Raw genomic sequence first — 19343 nt, 5'->3', positions numbered from 1 at the left:
AACCTGCGGGACGCCCGCCATGATTGCATATGCTACGCGAACACGTAGCTATCGCCGTCTTCCGGGATGCGGACGACGTGCTCCAGGCTACGGTCACGCACAAAGCCGCGCAGCGCCGCACGACTGAGCACGCAGTGGCCGAGCGCTTCGAGATGCACCGCAATCAGTTCGGCACCCGGCGCGGCCCGGTGGACGCGCTCGATGTCATGCTGCCCCATGATGATCGACCCGTGGACCAGGTTGTGAGCGTCGCCCGCATTGAGCACCACGACATTCGGTGCGTGCCGGGCCAGCGCCGTTTCCACGTGGCGGTGCCAGACGGTGTCACCAGCCAGGTAGACCGTGGGCTCGTCGGCATGTGCGAAGACGATGCCGCATGTCTCGCCGAGTCGCGCCGCCCACTGCGGATCCGCGTACAGCGCGTCGCTGCCATGCTGCCCGGACGTCTTGAAAAGTCGGATGCCGTCGAAGTCGGTTTCCTCGCCAAGCACCTGCACACGAGTGAACCCTTGCGCCGCGAACAGTGCGGCGTCGCGCGCGTTCTGCGCTAACAACAGGCGATCCTTGTCGATCAGCTTCTGCGCTGTCGGGTCCCAATGGTCGATGTGCGTGTGCGTAACGATGACCGCATCGACGTCCAGCACATCACGCGCGGGCAAGGGCAGATCGACCAGCGGATTCCTGAGTTCACTGTTCGCGTAGCCGCCAAAGCCGTCGTAGCTGCCTCGCTCGGCGAGCATCGGATCGACCAGAAAGCGCTTGCCGGCATACTCGACGAGTGCGGTCGCATTGCGAATGTGGGTGTATTTCATGGCGTGTACCTCGCGACGGATTGCTTCCAAGCGACGCGGCCCTGTGCCTGTGTTGCACAAGCTTCTCGCGGTGCTTGTCCGCTTTGTCCGTGCATTTTCCCCGCTCGATGGTCGCTGCGACAGTGGCCTGCGAGACAGCTTTCGTCGGAACTGAGCCAATCCATGCGCCGGGAGCATTGCGTTCGGCCTGTGAACCTTGCCGGACCGTCTCGATCGTGGCGCTCCAACGGCGTCGTCAAACCGTCTCGAACCGTGGCGGACGCCATCGGTCATGGACGCGTTCGCGGCGCGACTGGAGGAGGCGATCTGGCGCCTTTCAGGGCTGACAGCGCGCACTCGCTGCTCTAGCCACGCGGCGTCCATCATCCAAGCCCGGAACAGACCGTCAGCCAGGAATGCCCAGATGAACGATACCCAATTCCCGCACCAGCGGATCGGCGCGTTCTCGATCACTGCGATCAGCGACCGTTACCTGGCCGCGAGCCTCGACCTGCTTTGCAACATCGACCCGCTGGATGCGTCACGAATGCAGGGAGAAGCCGGTGCGAGCGATCCATCCTCGATCCACATCAATTGCTATCTCGCTCGGGGCAGAGGCCGCACGGTCCTGATCGATGCGGGCGCCGGTGGCCGAAAGCGATGGCGCCCGCGCCAAAATCGTCGCGATTATCAACCGCGCTGGGACGCCGTGAACGTCGGAACCCGCAGCACGGCTGTCGGCAACGCGACGGTCAGCGTCATTGCTGGGATCGGCCGGCAGCGATCGGCTAGCCTGCCGCGTCGGAGACAACCGTCTGCCACGGATATTCGATCGGCAAGCGTCAAGCCGCTCACGGTGCCAGCCGAGAAGCCGGTGATTTGTCAGGAGATCGGGGCAAGGAAGGTGAAGGCGATGGACGAGCCGTCGTAACCACGGCGGTGATTGCTACTTTGTGGAAAATCGGCTCGAAATCAGCTTGAGGACTGAATACCCGCTCGGCGAGCAGCGGACGCCGACAGCGGTTGTGCAAAGCGCTATGCAAAACCGCGTTTCATGTACTAATATAAGTTACATGAAACCTGATAGCAAGCTCTCGTCCGTGCTGCATGTCCTGCTGCACATGGCACACAGCGGCCGACCGCTCACGTCGGAGCAGCTCGCGGTCTTTCTCAACACGAACCCGGTAGTGGTGCGGCGCACGTTGGCGGGCTTGCGAACGCTCGGCTACGTGGATTCCGCCAAGGGGCACGGCGGTGGCTGGACCTTGAGCTGCGATTTGGCGAGCGTGACGTTGCGGGATGTCTACGATGCGGTAGGTGCGCCTACCGTATTTGCGATGGGCAACCGGGTGGAGGCACCCCAGTGCCTGGTCGAGCAGGCGGTTAATCACGCGCTCGACGATGCACTGCAGGCCGCCGAAGCACTGCTGCTTGCACGGTTTGCGGAGATCACGCTGGCGGACCTGTCGGCGGACTTCGATCGCCGCTTTGCGTTGGTCAAGGCGCAGGGCGGGACATGCACGGAGGTAAGACATGACCAATGAGCACGGCAAGGCCGGCTACGACGCGATCGTTGTCGGCGGCAGCTATGCAGGGCTTGCGGCGACGATGCAACTGGTGCGGGCCCGACGGCGGGTGTTGGTGCTCGACGCCGGCGAACGGCGCAACCGCTTCGCTGCCACGTCGCACGGCTTTCTAGGACAGGACGGTCGGCCGCCAGCGGACATCGCCGCACAAGGTCGGCGCGAGGTGGAAGCCTACCCGACGCTTTCGTGGCAGGAGGACTTAGCAGTCCTTGCGGAAAAGCAGGGGGATGCGTTCTGTGTGGCAAGTGCCAGCGGAAAACGCTTCGTCGCTCACACCTTGATCTTGGCGAGCGGGGTGATCGATGAACTGCCCGACATCGATGGGCTGGCCGAGCGTTGGGGACGCAGCGTCTTTCATTGTCCGTACTGTCACGGCTATGAGCTCGACCAGGGCCGGATCGGCGTGTTGGCCGTCGGTCCGGTCTCGATGCATCATGCGCTGATGCTCCCGGATTGGGGACAGGTAACGCTGCTCACCAACGCGAGCTTCACGCCCGACGCCGCACAACGAGCCGCGCTGGCGCAGCGCGGCGTAACCGTCGAAGCGTGCGCGGTGGCTCGAATCGTCGAGCACGCGGTGGTCGAGTTGACGGACGGGCGGCGTCTTGCCTTTGCCGGCTTGTTCACTGCAAGCCGAACCCATGTCGCGAACCCACTGCCCGCACAACTCGGTTGCGCGTTTGATGAAGGCCCGATGGGTCGGTACATCCGCACCGACGAGACGCGAGAAACCAGCGTTCAGTCCGTCTTCGCATGTGGTGACGTCGCCCGCACCGCAGGCAATGTCGCATTCGCCGTCGGCGACGGTGCGATGGCGGGCGTCGGTGCCCACCGCCGTTTGATGTTCGGTAGGGGCTGAGCCTCTCCGACGCGAGGCTTGAGCGTTCGCCTGCTGCGAGAGATGTCAGGTCGGCGATGGCAGCGGACGGCGCCCGCCCGGCCGTTGCTCATCGTCCTGAAACGGGTGTGTGACCGATGCGGCCGGCAGCGTTGTTCCGGGCACGCCGTACCGCCTGCCCGGATTCCGATCAGTGGCCGACCGTGCGTATGTCCGGTGCCAGCGCGCGCGGACCGCGCTCCGATTCGATGGGCCCCGCCGTCGGCGCGGGGGCGGCGCTCGCCGGGCCGGGCATCGTGACGCTGCGGCTCTGCATGCTCCGAACAGCCTTTGCCATTCGCGTGACTTGCTTGTACCAGTTTGTGGGCGGCAGCGTCGGCCGCTTGACGGTGCTTGTCGTCGATGGTGTTCGCATCATGCCTTCTCGTCGCACAGATTTTTACATTCTCGGTGCTCGTCCCGACGGCCGCTGTTCCGTAGCGGTCATGCGGTTTGCCTGTGACGAAACGCGTCAGGGCATGTCACGATTCCTTCCCAGTGCCGCTGCCCTGGCTCCAGCCATCTCGGTTTCGTTGGCTCGACGCAGGAACACGGTGACGTCTATCCACCGCAATCGTCAGCGGCCGGTACATGTCATACAGGTGGCTGATGCAAATCGCTCAATGCAACAGCCGCGACGTGTCCGATAAATTAACCGATGAGGTATTACAAGCACAGACGCCGATGGCACACGGAGGAGACGCGTGGCTGGATTCATCCTGGGCGCCTGGCGTGACGGTGCGCGATCGCAATCGCAATCGCAATCGCAAGCACGAAGCGGCGCGTTATGCGGACCGGGTCCGCGCTCCCACGCCGCGACCGGATCCAGCTGAGCCCTATCGGCGACCTGTTGTGAGCATCCGCCCCGGACGCTAGACGTTGGCCGGCGACGTCCGGCATGTTCTCGGAACGGCAGCGCGCGTACGTTCGCTTTGCCAAAACGTCGCGCGGCGACGGTATCCCGACATGAACGCGTCGACGCGTTGCGATGCCTGCGCTGCAATCGCGCCTGTCACGCGTCACCCGCGCGCGGCCGGCGTGCCAGCAGCGGGCGCTCGATCAGCCGGTGAAAGAGACAGCCAATCAGCAGTACGGTAGCGATGCACGCGGTAATGCCCAGTCCGTGCAGGCGAGCCGGATCAACGATGCGTGTCAGCAGCGTGGCAGTGCCCGAGCCCACGGCGACATGGAACAGCCACATCGGATAGGATGCGTCGCCGAGTGCGGACAGGCAGCGAGGCACTTTGATCCCGACAATGCGTTCAAGCGACGCGAGACACCAGACGGCCAGGATGCCGATTATCGCGAAACACAGCGAGTCTCGCGCATGCAAGGTCTGCTGCCAACTACCCAGGCCGAGCGTCCATGGCGTCGCCACGAACAGCATGCCGGCCAGCAGTGCGAAAATTGCGGGAATGCTGCTTACCTCGTCCTCCATCGCTTTCGCAGCGAAGGCGCCACCGATGAATTCGAGCGCAGCGAAGCCGAAGAAGAGCGCCGGCCACCGCTCGTCGATGTCAGCCAGAAGCCGACCGAGATAGATCACCGACGTCCACACCAACAGTCCGACCACCAAACGTCGGCCGCCCATGATGGCGAGTAGCAGCGCGAATACAACGTAGCAGTAAAGCCCAACGGAAAGGGCGCGCATCTGCGCGAGCAGCCAGTCATCCGCGCAGTTGAATGCGGCTGGCAGCAGTCCGAGCTGTGACAACAGCGATGCATGCGGCGCTGCCTCGATGAGAGCGCGGGGTGTCGCGCCTGACTGCAATAACGCGACGGCCATGGCCAGCCAATAGAGTGGGTAGATCCGTATGGCGCGTCGTAACAGGAAGCGTGTGGCAATTCTGGCGCCGCCACTGCTCCTGCCGTAGCGAACCGTCACGACAAAGCCACTCAACACGAACAGCAGGTCGAATGCCGCGCTCTCCAGGCGCGTGATCATGCGCGGAATCCACTGCGTACCGAAATAAGTCCACTCGATCGGATAGAGATTCGCCAGAACGACCGCCATCGTCGCGGCAGCCCGCAGTGCCTGCAGATTCTCGTAGCGTTGTGTCATGGCGTTGTCATCGACTAGGTATTCCTGCGCGTTGCGCCGCCGCGATCGGTGCTTGGTGGCTGCTTTCCCGATCGACATTCAGTGCCTATGGCCGCGCCGCGCGCATTGCACCTACGGTCGAGCACAACGTTGACAATCGGCCGGGCACGGATAAGGGAGCGGTGGCTGCGTTTCGGGAATGTCCAAGGAAACGGCTTGCTCGATATGAAGATTTCTCAGCTTGAATAGTGAAGATGTATCGCGAAAAAGCGTTCATGAGCAATTGCCACAATTGCTTGCATTCGTCGGGGCCGCGTGCGGTCTCTGACCATTCCGACCATCGGCGCAAGCGCCGTTGCATCCATCGACGAAGGAGCACGGCTGCTGCAGTAGTGATCCCTATTTTCAGTGGGTGCTGCCCGAACCGATCGTCGGCGGTATTGGGCTGCTAGCGCTCGGATCGCGCCACCCGACGGTCGCCCCGACCTCCTTGAGCAGGCTGATCTTGAGCTCTGGGTGGCATTGGGGCTGATCGGGTCGATTGTGAACGGGTGCTTTTTTCGATGAGGGACTATTCCGGTCACGGACGAAGTCGGAGAATCAGGTCTAGTCGACGTCCGCTCGTGCGCCAGCGGACATCTGCCAACCTCGAACTGCTCAATTGTTCGTTTGGGCACGCATGGCAGAATGCGCATCCGAGTCGGACGCTTAGCGTCAGGCAACGCTATGTACACGTCGTCTGGCGGCCGGTCGATCGCCGACGGTGCGGGGGTGGGCATGCCGGGGCTTTGACGACAAGCGCAACGACCTGCCACGTCAGCGTGCCGACTTTCAGGCCGAGCATGATCTGGGCAGGCTTCGCGGGCAGTGCATCGCTGCCACCTACTGGCGTAGCGTCACGCTCGCTAGCGGGCGCTATGTCGTGCTCGACCACGGCGTGGGCTTTTCGCTCGCGCCGCGGCAAGCGCTGATCGAATGGTGATTGGGGCGGCCACTCGCCGTGACAGCACGGCAGCGGTGCGTCGAGGGAGAGTCGGCCGCGCGGGTTAGCTCGCCGGTGACTTCCGTCTTCCTGTTATTCCGTCGGTCTTGCAGCTAGTTGCGCTCTCTGATTTCTTGACTCAGTGTGCGCGATTTCGTCCCACTAAAGGCAACGCCTGCAGGACTTTGATTGAACGGCGGTCCTTGCCGCAACTGGTTCAAGACCCACGAGGCGCGTGCGGAAAGAGGCCACTCGGCTCGGTGGATGAGCCGCAAGGTATCGACCACCGGCGTACCGCATTCGATGACCTGAATCGCATCAGCGTGGGCGAACGCCTGGCGGGCGTGCCGCGGGATTACCGTGAAGCCCAGCCCGCGTGCAACCGGCTCCAGAATCAGAGCGATCTGATTACTGAAGCCGTGTTGCGGCAGGTTGCGCACACCCGGGTTGCCGGGAAAGCGGCGCGCCAACAGACGGGTGGCCATGGCCAACCCATCGGGATGGTCGATGAAGCCCAGTCGCTCCAGATCGCTCCAATTCTTCACGTCGTTTCCTGCCGGCACGACGAGTTCCAGCGGGTCATCGGCGAAAGGCGCGGACACGAGGCGAGCATCTTCCGGCACGAAGGTGACGAGACCCAATTCGTACTGTTTGTGCAGCACACCGTCCAGGACGTCTTTATCGGGGGCGAAACGGTGGCGAATCACCAAGCCGCGATGCCGTTGCTGCAAGGTCAGTAGCAGCGGATACAACGCCAGCCCGACACTGCCAGGCGTAATCAGGCTGATTTCACCGCTATCGGCCTTCGCATCGGAGAGTCGCAGTTGCAAGCGCCTGTCCGCTTCTTCGATCTCATTGCAATAGCTCAACATGGCGGTGCCGGCCGGCGTCAGTTCGATGCCCCGCGCCCGTCGGATCAGCAGCGGGCCAAACTGTTCCTCCAAGTGCCGTATGTGCTGGCTCACTGCAGCTTGCGTCAGACCCAGGCGGTCGGCGGCACGTGTGAAGCTCCCTTGCTCGGCTAGCGCCCTGAAGGATCGCGACCACTGCGGAGCAATCATAACGAAGTATTATGTGTTCGATAATGACCCATTAGAGCATGCAATGGTGCCCGTGGGTTAGGATGACGCAACGGTTTCTTGTTCGGAGGTCCTATGCCCATCCCCTACCCGCGCAGCTTCTCTCATATCGGCCTGTCGGTTACGGATCTGGACGGCGCGGTCAAGTTCTACACCGAGGTGATGGGGTGGTATTTGATCATGCCTCCCACCACCATCACCGAGGACGACAGCGCCATCGGTGTGATGTGCACTGACGTGTTCGGCGCCGATTGGGCTTCATTCCGTATCGCGCACCTGTCTACGGGCGACCGCGTTGGCGTCGAGATTTTCGAATTCCGTAATGCGGAGAAGCCGACTGAGAACTTCCAGTATTGGAAAACCGGCGTGTTCCACTTTTGCGTCCAGGATCCGGACGTGGAGGGACTGGCGGCCAGGATCGTCGCCGCTGGCGGCAAGCAGCGCATGCCGGTGCGGTATTACTACCCTGGCGAGAAACCGTATCGCATGGTGTACATGGAAGATCCGTTCGGCAACATTCTTGAGATCTACAGCCACAGCTACGAACTGACCTATTCGGCCGGCGCCTATCAATGAGCAATGCGGCACACTACCAAGCCTGGCATTGGCGCGGTAGTGTCGAAGCACTGGAGTGAGTCCGGAGCACGTACTCGCGCATCCTCTCGCGGCAGGGAAAATACTGGCGCGCAGCGTCGGGAACGGCCTGCATCCGGTTGACTGGGAGACTCTGAGGGCGGCACGTTGCACTTGCTGCCGAGCCACGCACCGGCGTTGGAACGAGCCGGCGGGGAGTGACCGTCGTCGACGGCGTGCCGCGCCAATGGTCGGCACGGCTTGGTGGGCATTCACGTCGCGCTGCTGCGCAACGGGTCGTTCTGCCGAATGCGCGATGGTTGACGCCCCGGCCCTGCGCGGCTGCTGGCGTGCGGCACGACTTCGATGTACCGCAACGCCTGCGCGACAGTCCGCGTAATGACAATTTTTCCGCGCTGCAGCGCGTTGGAGTGCGGTAAGGGTAACGAGCAAACGCTTACTCGGGGCACAACAAAGCAATCCTAAATGTGAGGAGTCTAGCCGTGAAGATGAACGCCATTCTGTGGCCCGAGGGCTACGTACCTGGATTCACCGAGAATTTCGCTTCCAATGAGGTTATCGTTGCCGGCCTGAGTGCCGCGGAAGTCTGGCCGCTGCTGGCCACGCCGTCGTTGTGGCCGACCTATTACAGTAATTCGGCCAACGTTCGCTTCCATGACGGCAAAGGTCCCGTGCTGGCCGACGGCGATCGATTCTATTTCGAAACTTTTGGCTTTCCCGTCGAGGCGCAGTGCAACGAATACGTGGCCCCGGCCGTGGGCCAGCCCGGCCGCGTGGCGTGGCACGGTTGGGCGGGCGAGGTCGGCGGCGACGAGCGCCTGGACGTGCATCATGCTTGGCTGGTGGAAGACCTCGATGGCGGCCGCGTGCGCGTGCTCACGCAGGAAACCCAGAAGGGCAAGCCGGCACAGCAACTGCACGATGCCAAGCCGAACCCGATGATCAACGGCCACCAAGACTGGCTCGACGGCATTGTCGCCGCTGCGCGCACAACCAAGCGGCTGTAAGTCCTCGCGATCGGGCGATGGCGCTTGCCGTGTACGTTCCGTGCCAAATTCAGAGAACGGCTCATGCGTTCCACTGCTGGCACCATCGAGATTCTGATCGTCCTTACCTTGCAGGCGACTATGGGCGACACCTCGCATCCGACCGGTGTCTGGTTTGAGGAATTGGCCGCGCCGTATGACGCCTTCCTCGATGCGGGCGTGGAAGTCGAGGTTGCCTCCGTTGCCGGTGGCAAGTTCCCGGTGGACCCGCGGTCGGTCGACGCCGAGGGCAAGAATGCGCTTGCCGTCGAACGTTCCTCAATGACGAGACTGAAATGGGAAGACTCGAACGTTCGGTCAAGATCGACGATATCGATCCCGGCAGCTACTCGGCCGTTTTTCTGCCCTGGGGCCACGGCACCATGCGGGACATCGCTTCCAGCTCAGTATTGGGTGCACTGTTGAGCAACGCCTGGGCCGAAGGCAAGGTCATCTCGGCTGCGTGCCACGGCCCGGCCGGCCTGATCAACGTCAGGGACGTCACCGGCCAGCCCTCGGTCACCGGCCGCCGCGTCAGTGCCTTCGCCGATACCGAGGAGCTTGCCGCAGGTTTGGACAAGACCGTGCCCTTGCTTCTGGAGAGCCGCATTCGGGAGTTTGGTGCCACCGATGAGAAAGGCCGCGACTGTCAGTCGTCTGCGATCACGGACGGCACGCTGTTCACCGGAAGAACCCCCAGTCCTCTCAAAAAGTCGCCGAGCTGGCGCTGCATGCATTGAGAGCCGGCAACTGACCCATACGCTCGCCATAACGACAACTCGTTATGCGCGTGGACGAGCGCCGTTCCATGAGTGTGTTTGTCCTTGCTCCACAACCGCAATATCGATTATCCGCCCATGTCCGCACTGTTCACCCCGTTCAAGCTGAAGGACGTTACCCTTCGCAACCGCATCGCAATTCCGCCGATGTGCCAGTACCAGGCCCACGAGGGCTACGTGAACGAGTGGCACTTGGCGCACTACACCGGCATGGCCCGTGGCGGTGCCAGCCTGGTGATCGTCGAAGCCACCGGCGTTTCCCCGGAAGGCCGCATTACACCCGGTTGCACCGGTCTGTGGGAAGACGGGCAAATCGAGGGCATGGCGCGCATCGCCGCGGCCATTCGCGCGTCTGGCGCCGTGCCCGGCATCCAGATCGGCCATGCCGGCCGCAAGGCGAGCGCCAATAAACCATGGGAAGGCGACGACCACATCGCTGAGGGCGACCGCCGCGGCTGGCCGATCCTGGCTCCTTCGGCGATCGCCTTCGGCGGTGGCCTGCAAAAGGTGCCGCAGGCGATGACCGTCGATCACATCGCCCGCGTGAGGGACGATTTCATCGCGGCCGCCAAGCGCGCGCTCGCAGCCGGCTTCCAGTGGCTTGAACTGCACTTCGCCCACGGCTACCTGGCGCAGAGCTTCTTCTCGCCCATCGCCAACCGGCGCACTGACCAGTACGGCGGCAGCGCGGAGAATCGCGGTCGTTTCCTGCTGGAGACGATGCAGGCCGTGCGCGAGGTGTGGCCCGAACACCTGCCGCTGACCGCCCGCTTTGGTGTGGTCGAATACGACGGCCACGATGACACCTTCTATCCCGAAGCCGTCGAACTGGTGAGCAAGATGCGCGATAGCGGCCTGGACCTGATCGACGCCAGCATTGGTTTCTCCACGATGAACGGCAAGACTCCGTGGGGAGCCGGCTTCTTCGTGCCGGTGGCCGCGCGCGTCAAACAGGACACGCGCATGCCAGTCGCCGCCAGTTGGTGCATCGACGATCCGCATCAGGCCGATCGAGCGATCGCGGAGGGCAAGATGGATCTGGTTCTGATCGCCCGCGCGCACCTGGCAAATCCGCACTACCCCTACCAGATCGCGCTGGCGCTGGGCGAGGAGACGCCGGCCAACGTACTGCCGGCTTCATATGCGTATTGGCTTTCCCGCTACCGGGGCCCAGGCAAGGGCGCCGCGCAGTGACCAGATGGCCCGACGCGTAGCAAGCGGTGCTTGCTTTGCTCGGCGTTCGGCGCGTTGCGTCGGAAGAGCGCCTTGAGCCGTTGCGCATGCCAACTGACGCTACGTGATTCACGATGACGGCGTGGCTTCTCGCTCGTCCCGTGGCGGCTCTCGACCGGACAGCAGCCAGGCAAGCAGCTTGCCGCGACGGGCCCCGGCGGCGTATCGAGGCAGGGTTGGCCGCGACGCCGGCTGGCCGCCACTTGCCCGGCTGGCTTCGCCTCCATGGTCTGAACGTGACTTGGCGCGTAACGTTTCGGTGACTTAAGAACGGCGCTTCCCGGCGGATTAGCATCGATCAGCGTGAAGGCGAACCAGCGGCCTGCCATGCCGGGAAGGCACCCGCCAATCTCAGCGCGCTGCGACCCCGCGCGACGCGTCGCGACGGCCGACGACACCACGCAGGCGGAATCTCGACGGTACGCAACGACAGGGGAGGTCGGCTCAGTTCGTCCAGCCGAGCAGCCATTCGTTCCAGAGGCGAAGGGATAGGGCCCGGCAGTTGGCCGTCCACGAAGCCATCGCTGGGGCGCACGTCCAACAGCGCGACTGCATCATCAGAAAGCCGGCGCAGCAGCGCCGCACCGGTAGGACCTTCCAGCCTCTCACGGCCCTGCACGCCAGCCATGGCGAGCCGAGCAAAGCGGGCGCGGCCCGTTGCCAGGGCTCGCTTGTTGTCCTAGAGCGCTCACGGATCGCGCTTTGCGCTAGACGAATTCACTTCTGCTCGGATGCACGTATCGACAAGGACGAGGTGCTCTTTTCGATGAAATCGCCCGCGCCTGCTCCGTCGTTTTAGCAATTGGCGCGAGTCGCGAGTCGCGATGCGCGATGTGCAGCGGACCGTTCCGCACTCGTGGAGAGAGGCGGCACACGAATCGCGCGGAATGGCTCCCGCAAATCGCCGAAGATTCGCGTTGTTACTGGATCGAGCGTAGCGCAGTCCGCTTGCGGCAGTGGTTAGCCAGCCAAGCACGGCGATTGCCAGACGATCTCGTATGTGTCCATCGGTATCGATTGAGCATTTGAACTGCTGCCCGTCCGCACGGGCGTCGTACGCGAAATCATCATTTCAGACACTGTTACGCGGCCTCGGCGCATGGATGCATAACGTCGTTGCGGCGATGGCTGGGTTGGCGCGATACGTGCACCATCCTAAGCCTGCAAACGCGCGCAGCGCGGTTCGCCGACTGGGATGCCGTCGCGCCTAGCATCACGCGCATAAGCCGTGCGACAAAATGCGGATACCAGTGCAATAGCTCATGCATGCCGTCGACCTCGATTGCCTGCTTTGCAGGCATCTTCAGCGCATAGCCTTATTTGCATCGACGCCTTCAAACCATTGCACACGTTGACTTGAGCCTGAACTCATCGCCTGCACGCGCTTGCTCGTGACGCACCTGTGCGCTCAATGCTTTTTCGTTGAGTACCCTGATTGCTTTGCTTTCGAGATCGCGCTCAGCCGACGGCTGCTCGAGCGGCATTTCCTCTACCTCTAACGCCTTCAAGGCATCTCATTCCATCGTCAACCGTCTCACCAATAGCTTGCGCCAGCGTAACGCGATGCCTCACTCAAGCGCTGACGGTTGAGCGCGTCCGGCATCGGCCGCGCGGTCGCCGCTGGCAACAGTTACACGATTCTCTCGTCTCAGTGCCGGCGTGTTTCAACGACGTCCTAGCGTCGATGCATCACCGTTCGAGATAACATTCGTTTTATATCTGAGGAACGTCTCACACATTCGGTCGCGGCGCGCGCGTTTCCTCAGGCATGCAGATCCGCCCCCGTGCTTCCTGCCATTCGCGCAACAGCGTCTCCATCAGCGTCGCAGCCGGCATCGCTCGGGCGAGCGGCGCGCCCTGTCCTGCCCAGAACACACCGAAAGCGTCGTCCCCCGCCGCGGTTGCCGCGGCGCTGAGCGCTTTGGCCGCGTCGTAGGCGATCGGATAGTCGGGCGCGAGATCGGCGGGCGGCAGATCGGTGTGCATGCGATTGACGATGCCGCGCGCGGGACGCCCCGAAATCGTGCGGATGACGCGGGTTAAACGCGCGGCCTCGCTCAGCAACGCAGCTCGGTAGGCGTCACTGGCGCCCGACTCATCGCATGCGACGAAGGCGGTGCCAAGTTGCACGCCTTCGGCGCCGAGTGACAAGGCCGCGGCGATGCCGGCGCCGTCCATGATGCCTCCCGCCGCGACGACTGGCACGCTGACCGCCCTCACTACCTGACGCACCAGTGCCAAAGTGCCCAGTTCGAGATCATGGTCCGCGTCGAACACGCCGCGATGACCGCCGGCCTCGATCCCCTGGGCGACAACGATGTCGATGCCCGCCGCTTCGATGGATCGGGCTTCATCGGCAGTGGTGGCGCAGGCCATCGTGACGCTGCCGGCTGATTTCAGCGCCGCGATTGCGTCGGAAGACGGCAGGCCGAAGTGAAAACTGACTACCGGCACGCGTGCTTCGATAAGCACGTCGAGCATTGCAGCGTCGTCGAGAAAGCTGGTGTACGGCGACTGCAGGCGCGCCGGCGCGGTGCTACCGTACAACGCAAAGTGGGGCGCCAGCGCGGCCAGCCATGCAGCTTCGCGGGCCGCGTCGGCACGGGCGCGACGGTGGCAGAACAGGTTGACGTTGAAGGGCCGATCGGTGAGCGCGCGTACCTGCCGTATCGCTGTCTCCGCCGCGGACGCGCTACTTGCGCCCAGGCCGAGTGACCCGAGGCCGCCTGCCGCCGAGACGGCACTGGCCAGCGCCGGCGTCGAGACGCCTGCCATCGGGGCCTGAATGATGGGCTGAGTGATGCCAAGCAGTTGAGTCAGTCGAACGCTTGCCTGCATGAATGCTCCTCGGATCGATCAAGCTATCTCGAATCGTGATTATTCGGTTATTATCGATCTTAATTTGAGATGGAAGCAAGCTGTGGATCCGACAACGCTGAAGATTTTTTGTGTCGTGGCGGACGAGCTGAACATGACGCGCGCTGCGCAACGGCTGTCGCGCGCGCAGTCGAACGTGACAACACGTATTCAGCAACTGGAGCGCTCGCTGGATGCGACGCTGTTCGTCAGGCAGGGAAAAATGCTCAGCCTGTCCGAACAGGGTGAGACATTCCTGCCCTATGCGCGTGCTCTGGTCGCGACGGCGGAGGAAGCCCGGCAGGCGGTGCATCCGGGCACGCCGCGTGGACCGTTGCGTATCGGCTCGATGGAGAGCACGGCGGCGAGCCGTTTGCCCCCCGTGCTGGCGGCCTTCAATCGGCGGTGGCCCGAGGTGAGTCTGAAAGTGCGTACGGGCGCTTCGCGACCGCTGGTGTCGGCACTCGCCGACCGTGCGCTCGACGCAGCATTGGTAGCGCTGCCGCTGTGGCCGGGTGATATGTCATCGTACGATGCAGCAAGCCTTCGCATGGCGGGGCGGGCAGTCTTCCAGGAGACCCTGATGCTGGTCCGTCCGGCAGGCGCGAGAGAGCGCACGTTGTCCCTGGCGGCTTTCCCGGAAGGATGTAGCTATCGCGCCGCCGCGCAGCACTGGTTCGCGTCGTCGCGTCGAGCAGGCGGCGCAGGTCTCGATATTCAGGACGTGCCTTCGTATCACGCGATGCTTGCGTGCGTCGCCTCCGGCGGCTGCTTCAGCGTGATGCCGGCGAGCATGCTGGCCTTGTTGAGCGTACCGCAGGGCGTGGAGACGGCACCGCTGTATTCGATCAGCACCTGGTTACTGTGGCGAGAGGGATTCCGCAGTGCTGCGCTGCGCGCGTTCGAGGCGGCGCTTGGCGCGGATGACACTGCTGCACCGGGCGCGCCGGCTGAGAGGTTGGGCTTGTGATGGCAACGGCCGGCGCAGCGGCCGATCGCAACCGCTGAAGGCGGCGAGGCGGTCCGGGTGTGGCAGTCGGCGGCGCGCCCGCGCCCCGGCGGCAGAAGCCGCATTTCGATGACGCGGCGCCACGGTGCTTGCGAGGCTGGCGGTTCAGATCTCGTGGTTGATCTGGCGCTCGCCCGGCTCCTCCTCGAACGGCTCGATCGTCGCGGGCTCGTCGCCGCGCGCCTCGCCAAGCGCGGCGGTCGCGTTCGGCGTATCGACGTCGATCAGGTTTTCCACGGCGGCGACGCCGGGGCATCCTTCTGCGATCTGCGTGATCGGGTGCAGCATGCGGCGTAACGGTACAGTGCCGGTCAGGCGAACGGTTCCATCAGTCACCGATACGGTGACATCGTCGGTGTCCAGGTCGAGGCGTCGGGTCAGCCGCTCGTTGAGCATCTCGGTAATCGACGCATCGTCGGTCGAAAGGCTGTCGTTCATCGTCAGTCTCCAGTTCGTTGCACTATTCTCGCCGAAAATCAGCGCACGGCGAAGCCATGCTCAGCCGCTCTCCGCCTCAATGGTACCGGTAGACGACCATTTGAAGGCGTTTGCCCGGCGGCGGACAAGGGATTTCCGGACGACCGTCCTTCGAGCTGCCCGCTCCGACATTTTGGCGTGCCGCATCGGAGATTTGGGACTCGTCCTGCAGAAGCGCTGCCACCCTGAGCGCGGCCGACGAGCCGTTGGTGACTGGGCGATCGGGCGACAGGCCAGCGGCGAGCAGCCTGCGATCCAGCGACAGCGACGCAAGCCGCGACGCTGCGCGGCGATGCGAGGGCACCGGTACGCGCGCCGGCCGCCCTATGCCGATATGACGCCATATTTCTTCCACCCGGATTGTGCGTCGATATAGACCTCTCCCTCCGCGCCGCCCGCCTTTGGATAGAGGTAAGGAGGCAGGCGCATCCCTCGCACTGGCTTCACGGAGGCAGCGAGTCGGCCGCTGGTGTTCGGTTCGGGCATCGGAGAAGCGGAGAACCCGCCTTCGAAGCCATTGGTACAGTCGTATTGCACCGGGCCGTAGGGCGCGCCGCTAGGGCACACCACGCAGTGCGCCGGTCCGTCACTGACGTTGGCCGTGAACGACGGCGCTTGCAGGTTGTAGCCGAAAACCAGGGCAAGGCCCTGCGCGTTTCCAGTGATGGTGTTGGCATGCCACGACTGGAGGCGCTGCGCTTGCTCGCTCTTCGAGAGCGCCGGCACGGTTGGCTTGGCCGTGCCCGAAAGCTGAAACACATTGCCTTCGACCCTGCACTGCTCGCCTTCCACCCAGAGCGGAATTTCGGCGATCGCCGACTGAAGGTGAAATGCATTGTCCGATACGACCGAACGCTTGGCTAGCGACGAGACGTGCAGACAGCGTCCGCCGGGGCAACCCTCGGAACGAACGAAGGTGTTTTTTTCGACGACGGAATTCCCGATTTCGGTCGTCACGTCGAAATCGCCGTAGAAGCTGTTCCGTGCGATGTGCGCTCCCTCGGAGGGCGTTTTGAACGAGCCGAAATTGAATTTGATGCGCGCTGTCGAGAATGAGATGTGGATGTTCGATGTGTACGCGAGGGCCGTCGTGTAGGTCGTCATCGTCTCGGTCACGGATGCTACGTCTTTGCCATAGAAGAATCGATTTCCCGAAATCGTCGGACTTTTATCCAGTCTGCTCGCGCCCCCTGTCGCGACAATGGGTCCCGCCCGGGTACCGCTGAACCAAACGGTGTTGTCAGCGATCGTCACCGCATCACGCGAGAGGCCGAATGCCGGATACGCATTTGCGGTGTGGATTGTGTTGTCTCGTATCGTCAGACCGGTGCTCGACGGTCCGTCTTGGCCGAATGTGTGTCCGGGTATGTGTGCACGTACGGTTTCCAGGCCGTTCTGCGGGCATCGGATTGAGCCGCACTGCAACATGTCGACATAATTGTGCTCAATGACGCCGGTTGTGCCGCTCGCAAAGATCGGCAGATAGCAGTTCAGTACGCAGTTGTCGGATATGGTCGCCACGACGTCGGCTTCCGTCTTGATGCCGATCACGTAACCGTAGACCGTGTTACCGCGGATGACGGTCTTTCGATTGCGATTGTCCCGCCTTTTCTCGGAATTCACCTTGCTGCTCGCTTCGATAAGGCCATCGAACGGTGCGACAGGTTTTATCTCGTCGATGTTCATCGCGAACTCGGCCCACACGCCGATGTATCCGCACAGCGTGTCCTTCATCGCTTGGCCGTTGTCGGGCGACTTGAAGTCGACCAGATATCGGCGCTCGTTCCACACGATGTTGTTCTCGATGGTCCCGCCGTAGCCGCCGGAAACGAAGATGCCACCGCCGTCGCTGTCCCGGCTCATCGAGCCCGTGCGTGAGACGACGTTGTTGCCGGAAACGTTGATCAGCTGGTTGTCCGCGAAGATCGGATCGAGGCAGCCCTTCGCGAGGATGCCGTTGCCATACACGTCCGCGATTCGCATGCAGCGCACCTCGGGCCTGACGACATGCTCGAAACGAATTGCTTGCGTACCGACTGAGTGCGGGGTGGGATGGGTCTGTCCCAGTGTCGCCAGATCGGTGCCGCCTTTGTTGCGTTGCCGCTGATAGCTCATGCCGACCTTTTGACCGTCGAAGATGCACGGCGGCGCGGGCTGTGCGACCGACTGGCCCGTATAGGAAAACAGCACTGGCTCGGTGACCCAATCCCGGCCGCTCGGGCGCGATGGCGGATCGACGTTGTCGTAGGACAGCAGTGTGTACCCTTCCGATGTAATGACGAACGGCTTGGTCTGGGCGTCCGCTTTCAATGCGTAGCGCGTCGTGCCGCAGTTCACCTCGCCAGGTGGCAGGCAAAGCGCGCCGCCGGTGCGCATGACGGCCTCGTATGCGTGCGCAAGCGCGTCGCCGCAGGCGCGGCCGTCACCGGACACGCCCCACCACTTCGCGAGGAGGGGACCGGAGAACACGCGCCGTCTGCGGCGTCCCTGCCCATCCCGAAGCGTGAGCACGCCATCCACCGGTCCTGATGTCGCAGAATCGATCACGAAATCGCCGCCGCGTAGCGGATCCGTCACGGTGACGATTTCAGCGTTGCCCTTGAATCCCATTAGTGCTTCGAGGGTCTCCAGGCGGTCGCCCGCAGCCTTATCAACGAGCCTGCCGACCGTGGTCGCATGTTCGACCCCAGATCGGTAGACCCGCACTTCGTCGCCGGGCTGCACCGGCTGGGTGAGCGGGGGTACGCTGCTGCGCGTTGGCGTGCCGGTCGTCGGCGCCGGCAGAACGTTTGGCGCCGCGTGCGCGTCTCGGATCAGCACGCCGCTCAGCATGCCGCCGACGAAGGTCTTGAGTGCTTGTCTTCTCTTTTGCATGGTGATGAATGGCGGCAACGATGTCTTTATCTTGCAAGACTGGCCGCGTGAAAGTGGTAAAGCGTGCACTGCCCGAGGAACGGGCCGGCTATCAGACGGCGCCGATACGACCGTGCCTTTGGGCGCGTTGTTCGCCGAGCGGCCAGCCGGCTCACCGCATTCGCGGCGCAGCGATGACGGTCGCATCGGGTGCCGGAGCAGAGGGACTGGCTCGGACCGGCCGCTTATCGTGCCCTGCGCGCCATTCGATCCTCACAGTTGGCCACCCCGGAGGTAGGCGTCCCGGATAACCGGACCGTGGGGCAAACCCGAAGGGAAGCAAGTGCGAGGCCAAGCGCAACGACGGGCATCGCACTGCGCGGTCAATCCATGACGCAGAGCGGGCTTCGGCATTGGCCCGATCCGTGGCGCCAAGCGGCTGACCTTTTATCGGGTCGCGCACCGCTCGCCGCATTCAGGACTGTGCAAACTCTGCCAACCTGTCCGCGCGGACGGACAAAATTGGGCCGGCGCATCGCCGTCGGCGCGCGCGACGCGTAGCGTCCCGGTTTTCATTCGCAGTGGGAGAGCCAAACATGAAGACCCGAGCAGCGATCGCCTGGGAGGCGCAGAAGCCGCTGAGCATCGAGGAAGTGGAACTGGCGGGGCCGAAGGCCGGCGAGGTGCTGGTCGAGATCAAGGCAACCGGCATTTGCCACACCGACTACTACACGCTCTCGGGCGCCGATCCGGAAGGAGCGTTCCCGGCGATTCTAGGACACGAGGGGGCCGGCATCGTGCGGGAAGTGGGGCCGGGCGTCAGCACGCTGCGCGTGGACGACCACGTGATTCCGCTCTACACGCCGGAGTGTCGGCAGTGCAAGTTCTGTCTGTCGCGCAAGACCAACCTGTGCCAAGCGATCCGCAGCACGCAGGGGCGCGGCGTGATGCCGGACGGCACCTCGCGCTTCTCGCTCGACGGGCGCCCGATCCTGCACTACATGGGCACGTCGACGTTCTCGAATTTCATCGTGGTGCCGGAGATCGCGCTGGCGAAGATCCGCCCGGACGCGCCGTTCGACAAGGTCTGCTACATCGGCTGCGGGGTGACGACCGGGGTCGGGGCGGTGGTGTTCTCGGCGAAGGTGGAGGCGGGCGCGA

General features: G+C 63.4%; 16 protein-coding genes and 1 pseudogene. 10 read left to right on the top strand and 7 right to left on the bottom strand.

The window, feature by feature from the left end; genetic code table 11:
- Positions 1-32: 32 nt before the first annotated feature.
- The gene (locus BLU54_RS00095; protein WP_091903367.1) at positions 33-812 is read right to left on the bottom strand and encodes an MBL fold metallo-hydrolase; all 780 of its coding nucleotides are present in this window, start codon (positions 810-812) and stop codon (positions 33-35) included.
- 403 nt (positions 813-1215) lie between these two features.
- Here BLU54_RS00095 and BLU54_RS00090 point away from each other — a divergent pair.
- From BLU54_RS00090 to BLU54_RS00080, 3 genes and pseudogenes are all read left to right on the top strand, one after another.
- A pseudogene (locus BLU54_RS00090) lies at positions 1216-1464 on the top strand (MBL fold metallo-hydrolase); the annotation flags it as partial.
- A gap of 400 nt (positions 1465-1864) precedes the next feature.
- Positions 1865-2335 carry an Rrf2 family transcriptional regulator gene (locus tag BLU54_RS00085; protein WP_091903365.1) on the top strand — a complete coding sequence of 157 codons (471 nt, stop codon included), beginning with the start codon at positions 1865-1867 and terminating at the stop codon, positions 2333-2335.
- The gene (locus tag BLU54_RS00080) at positions 2325-3236 is read left to right on the top strand and encodes an NAD(P)/FAD-dependent oxidoreductase (protein ID WP_091903364.1); all 912 of its coding nucleotides are present in this window, start codon (positions 2325-2327) and stop codon (positions 3234-3236) included. The genes BLU54_RS00085 and BLU54_RS00080 overlap by 11 nt, the downstream gene beginning before the upstream one ends.
- Positions 3237-4266: 1030 nt before the next feature.
- On the opposite strand, the gene BLU54_RS00075 is transcribed toward BLU54_RS00080, so the two are convergent.
- Entirely contained in the window at positions 4267-5316 is a 1050-nt protein-coding gene (locus tag BLU54_RS00075; RefSeq protein ID WP_170844951.1) for an acyltransferase family protein, read from the bottom strand.
- Between the two features lie 742 nt (positions 5317-6058).
- On the opposite strand from BLU54_RS00075, the gene BLU54_RS00070 reads away from it, so the two are divergent.
- On the top strand, positions 6059-6277 hold the full coding sequence (locus BLU54_RS00070; protein WP_091903360.1) for a hypothetical protein: 219 nt from the start codon (positions 6059-6061) through the stop codon (positions 6275-6277).
- 113 nt (positions 6278-6390) lie between these two features.
- On the opposite strand, the gene BLU54_RS00065 is transcribed toward BLU54_RS00070, so the two are convergent.
- A complete protein-coding gene (locus tag BLU54_RS00065; RefSeq protein ID WP_091903358.1) occupies positions 6391-7338 on the bottom strand; it encodes a LysR family transcriptional regulator in 948 nt (315 codons plus the stop codon).
- Between the two features lie 93 nt (positions 7339-7431).
- Here BLU54_RS00065 and BLU54_RS00060 point away from each other — a divergent pair, with 93 nt between their 5' ends.
- The 4 genes from BLU54_RS00060 to BLU54_RS00045 all read left to right on the top strand — a co-directional run bounded on the left by BLU54_RS00060 (position 7432) and on the right by BLU54_RS00045 (position 10948).
- Positions 7432-7932, top strand: a complete 501-nt coding sequence (locus tag BLU54_RS00060; protein ID WP_091903356.1) for a lactoylglutathione lyase family protein — start codon at positions 7432-7434, stop codon at positions 7930-7932.
- A 506-nt stretch (positions 7933-8438) separates the two neighbouring features.
- Complete coding sequence (locus tag BLU54_RS00055) at positions 8439-8957, top strand: SRPBCC family protein (protein WP_091903355.1); 519 nt, start codon at positions 8439-8441, stop codon at positions 8955-8957.
- A gap of 314 nt (positions 8958-9271) precedes the next feature.
- Entirely contained in the window at positions 9272-9715 is a 444-nt protein-coding gene (locus BLU54_RS23930) for a DJ-1/PfpI family protein (RefSeq protein WP_211435268.1), read from the top strand.
- A gap of 117 nt (positions 9716-9832) precedes the next feature.
- Positions 9833-10948 carry an NADH:flavin oxidoreductase/NADH oxidase gene (locus BLU54_RS00045; RefSeq protein ID WP_091903353.1) on the top strand — a complete coding sequence of 372 codons (1116 nt, stop codon included), beginning with the start codon at positions 9833-9835 and terminating at the stop codon, positions 10946-10948.
- Positions 10949-12321: 1373 nt separating this feature from the next.
- Here the strand turns inward: BLU54_RS00045 and BLU54_RS23530 are convergent.
- Both BLU54_RS23530 and BLU54_RS00030 read right to left on the bottom strand, forming a co-directional pair.
- Positions 12322-12495: a hypothetical protein gene (locus BLU54_RS23530; protein ID WP_170844950.1), complete on the bottom strand. Its 174-nt coding sequence runs from the start codon at positions 12493-12495 to the stop codon at positions 12322-12324.
- Between the two features lie 223 nt (positions 12496-12718).
- Positions 12719-13825, bottom strand: a complete 1107-nt coding sequence (locus tag BLU54_RS00030) for an NAD(P)H-dependent flavin oxidoreductase (RefSeq protein WP_091903347.1) — start codon at positions 13823-13825, stop codon at positions 12719-12721.
- Between the two features lie 82 nt (positions 13826-13907).
- Here BLU54_RS00030 and BLU54_RS00025 point away from each other — a divergent pair, with 82 nt between their 5' ends.
- Positions 13908-14813, top strand: coding sequence for a LysR substrate-binding domain-containing protein (locus BLU54_RS00025; RefSeq protein ID WP_091903345.1), 906 nt, complete (start codon positions 13908-13910; stop codon positions 14811-14813).
- A gap of 144 nt (positions 14814-14957) precedes the next feature.
- Here BLU54_RS00025 and BLU54_RS00020 read toward each other — a convergent pair whose 3' ends face one another.
- Both BLU54_RS00020 and BLU54_RS00010 read right to left on the bottom strand, forming a co-directional pair.
- Positions 14958-15290, bottom strand: a complete 333-nt coding sequence (locus tag BLU54_RS00020) for a BON domain-containing protein (RefSeq protein WP_091903343.1) — start codon at positions 15288-15290, stop codon at positions 14958-14960.
- Positions 15291-15653: 363 nt separating this feature from the next.
- Positions 15654-18221 (bottom strand): right-handed parallel beta-helix repeat-containing protein, encoded by a 2568-nt coding sequence (locus BLU54_RS00010; protein ID WP_139169362.1) that lies wholly within the window; start codon positions 18219-18221, stop codon positions 15654-15656.
- Positions 18222-18778: 557 nt separating this feature from the next.
- On the opposite strand from BLU54_RS00010, the gene BLU54_RS00005 reads away from it, so the two are divergent.
- Positions 18779-19343, top strand: a 565-nt coding sequence (locus BLU54_RS00005) for an alcohol dehydrogenase catalytic domain-containing protein (RefSeq protein WP_170844949.1), incomplete at its 3' end; no start/stop codon positions are given.

Origin of the sequence: Chitinasiproducens palmae (genome assembly GCF_900095735.1) — a bacterium.
Lineage (GTDB): Bacteria > Pseudomonadota > Gammaproteobacteria > Burkholderiales > Burkholderiaceae > Chitinasiproducens > Chitinasiproducens palmae.
The sequence above is the reverse complement of the archived record's forward strand: the minus strand, read 5'-3'. Positions and strand labels throughout refer to the sequence as shown.

Bases quoted from the DNA above. Each gene is read 5' to 3' on its own strand.
- BLU54_RS00075 (WP_170844951.1), bottom strand. From the start codon at position 5,316: ATGACACAACGCTACGAGAATCTGCAGGCACTGCGGGCTGCCGCGACG.
- BLU54_RS00020 (WP_091903343.1), bottom strand. From the start codon at position 15,290: ATGAACGACAGCCTTTCGACCGACGATGCGTCGATTACCGAGATGCTC.
- BLU54_RS23930 (WP_211435268.1), top strand. From the start codon at position 9,272: ATGGGAAGACTCGAACGTTCGGTCAAGATCGACGATATCGATCCCGGC.
- BLU54_RS00065 (WP_091903358.1), bottom strand. From the start codon at position 7,338: ATGATTGCTCCGCAGTGGTCGCGATCCTTCAGGGCGCTAGCCGAGCAA.
- BLU54_RS00060 (WP_091903356.1), top strand. From the start codon at position 7,432: ATGCCCATCCCCTACCCGCGCAGCTTCTCTCATATCGGCCTGTCGGTT.
- BLU54_RS00045 (WP_091903353.1), top strand. From the start codon at position 9,833: ATGTCCGCACTGTTCACCCCGTTCAAGCTGAAGGACGTTACCCTTCGC.
- BLU54_RS00095 (WP_091903367.1), bottom strand. From the start codon at position 812: ATGAAATACACCCACATTCGCAATGCGACCGCACTCGTCGAGTATGCC.
- BLU54_RS00080 (WP_091903364.1), top strand. From the start codon at position 2,325: ATGACCAATGAGCACGGCAAGGCCGGCTACGACGCGATCGTTGTCGGC.
- BLU54_RS00055 (WP_091903355.1), top strand. From the start codon at position 8,439: ATGAACGCCATTCTGTGGCCCGAGGGCTACGTACCTGGATTCACCGAG.
- BLU54_RS00085 (WP_091903365.1), top strand. From the start codon at position 1,865: ATGAAACCTGATAGCAAGCTCTCGTCCGTGCTGCATGTCCTGCTGCAC.
- BLU54_RS00030 (WP_091903347.1), bottom strand. From the start codon at position 13,825: ATGCAGGCAAGCGTTCGACTGACTCAACTGCTTGGCATCACTCAGCCC.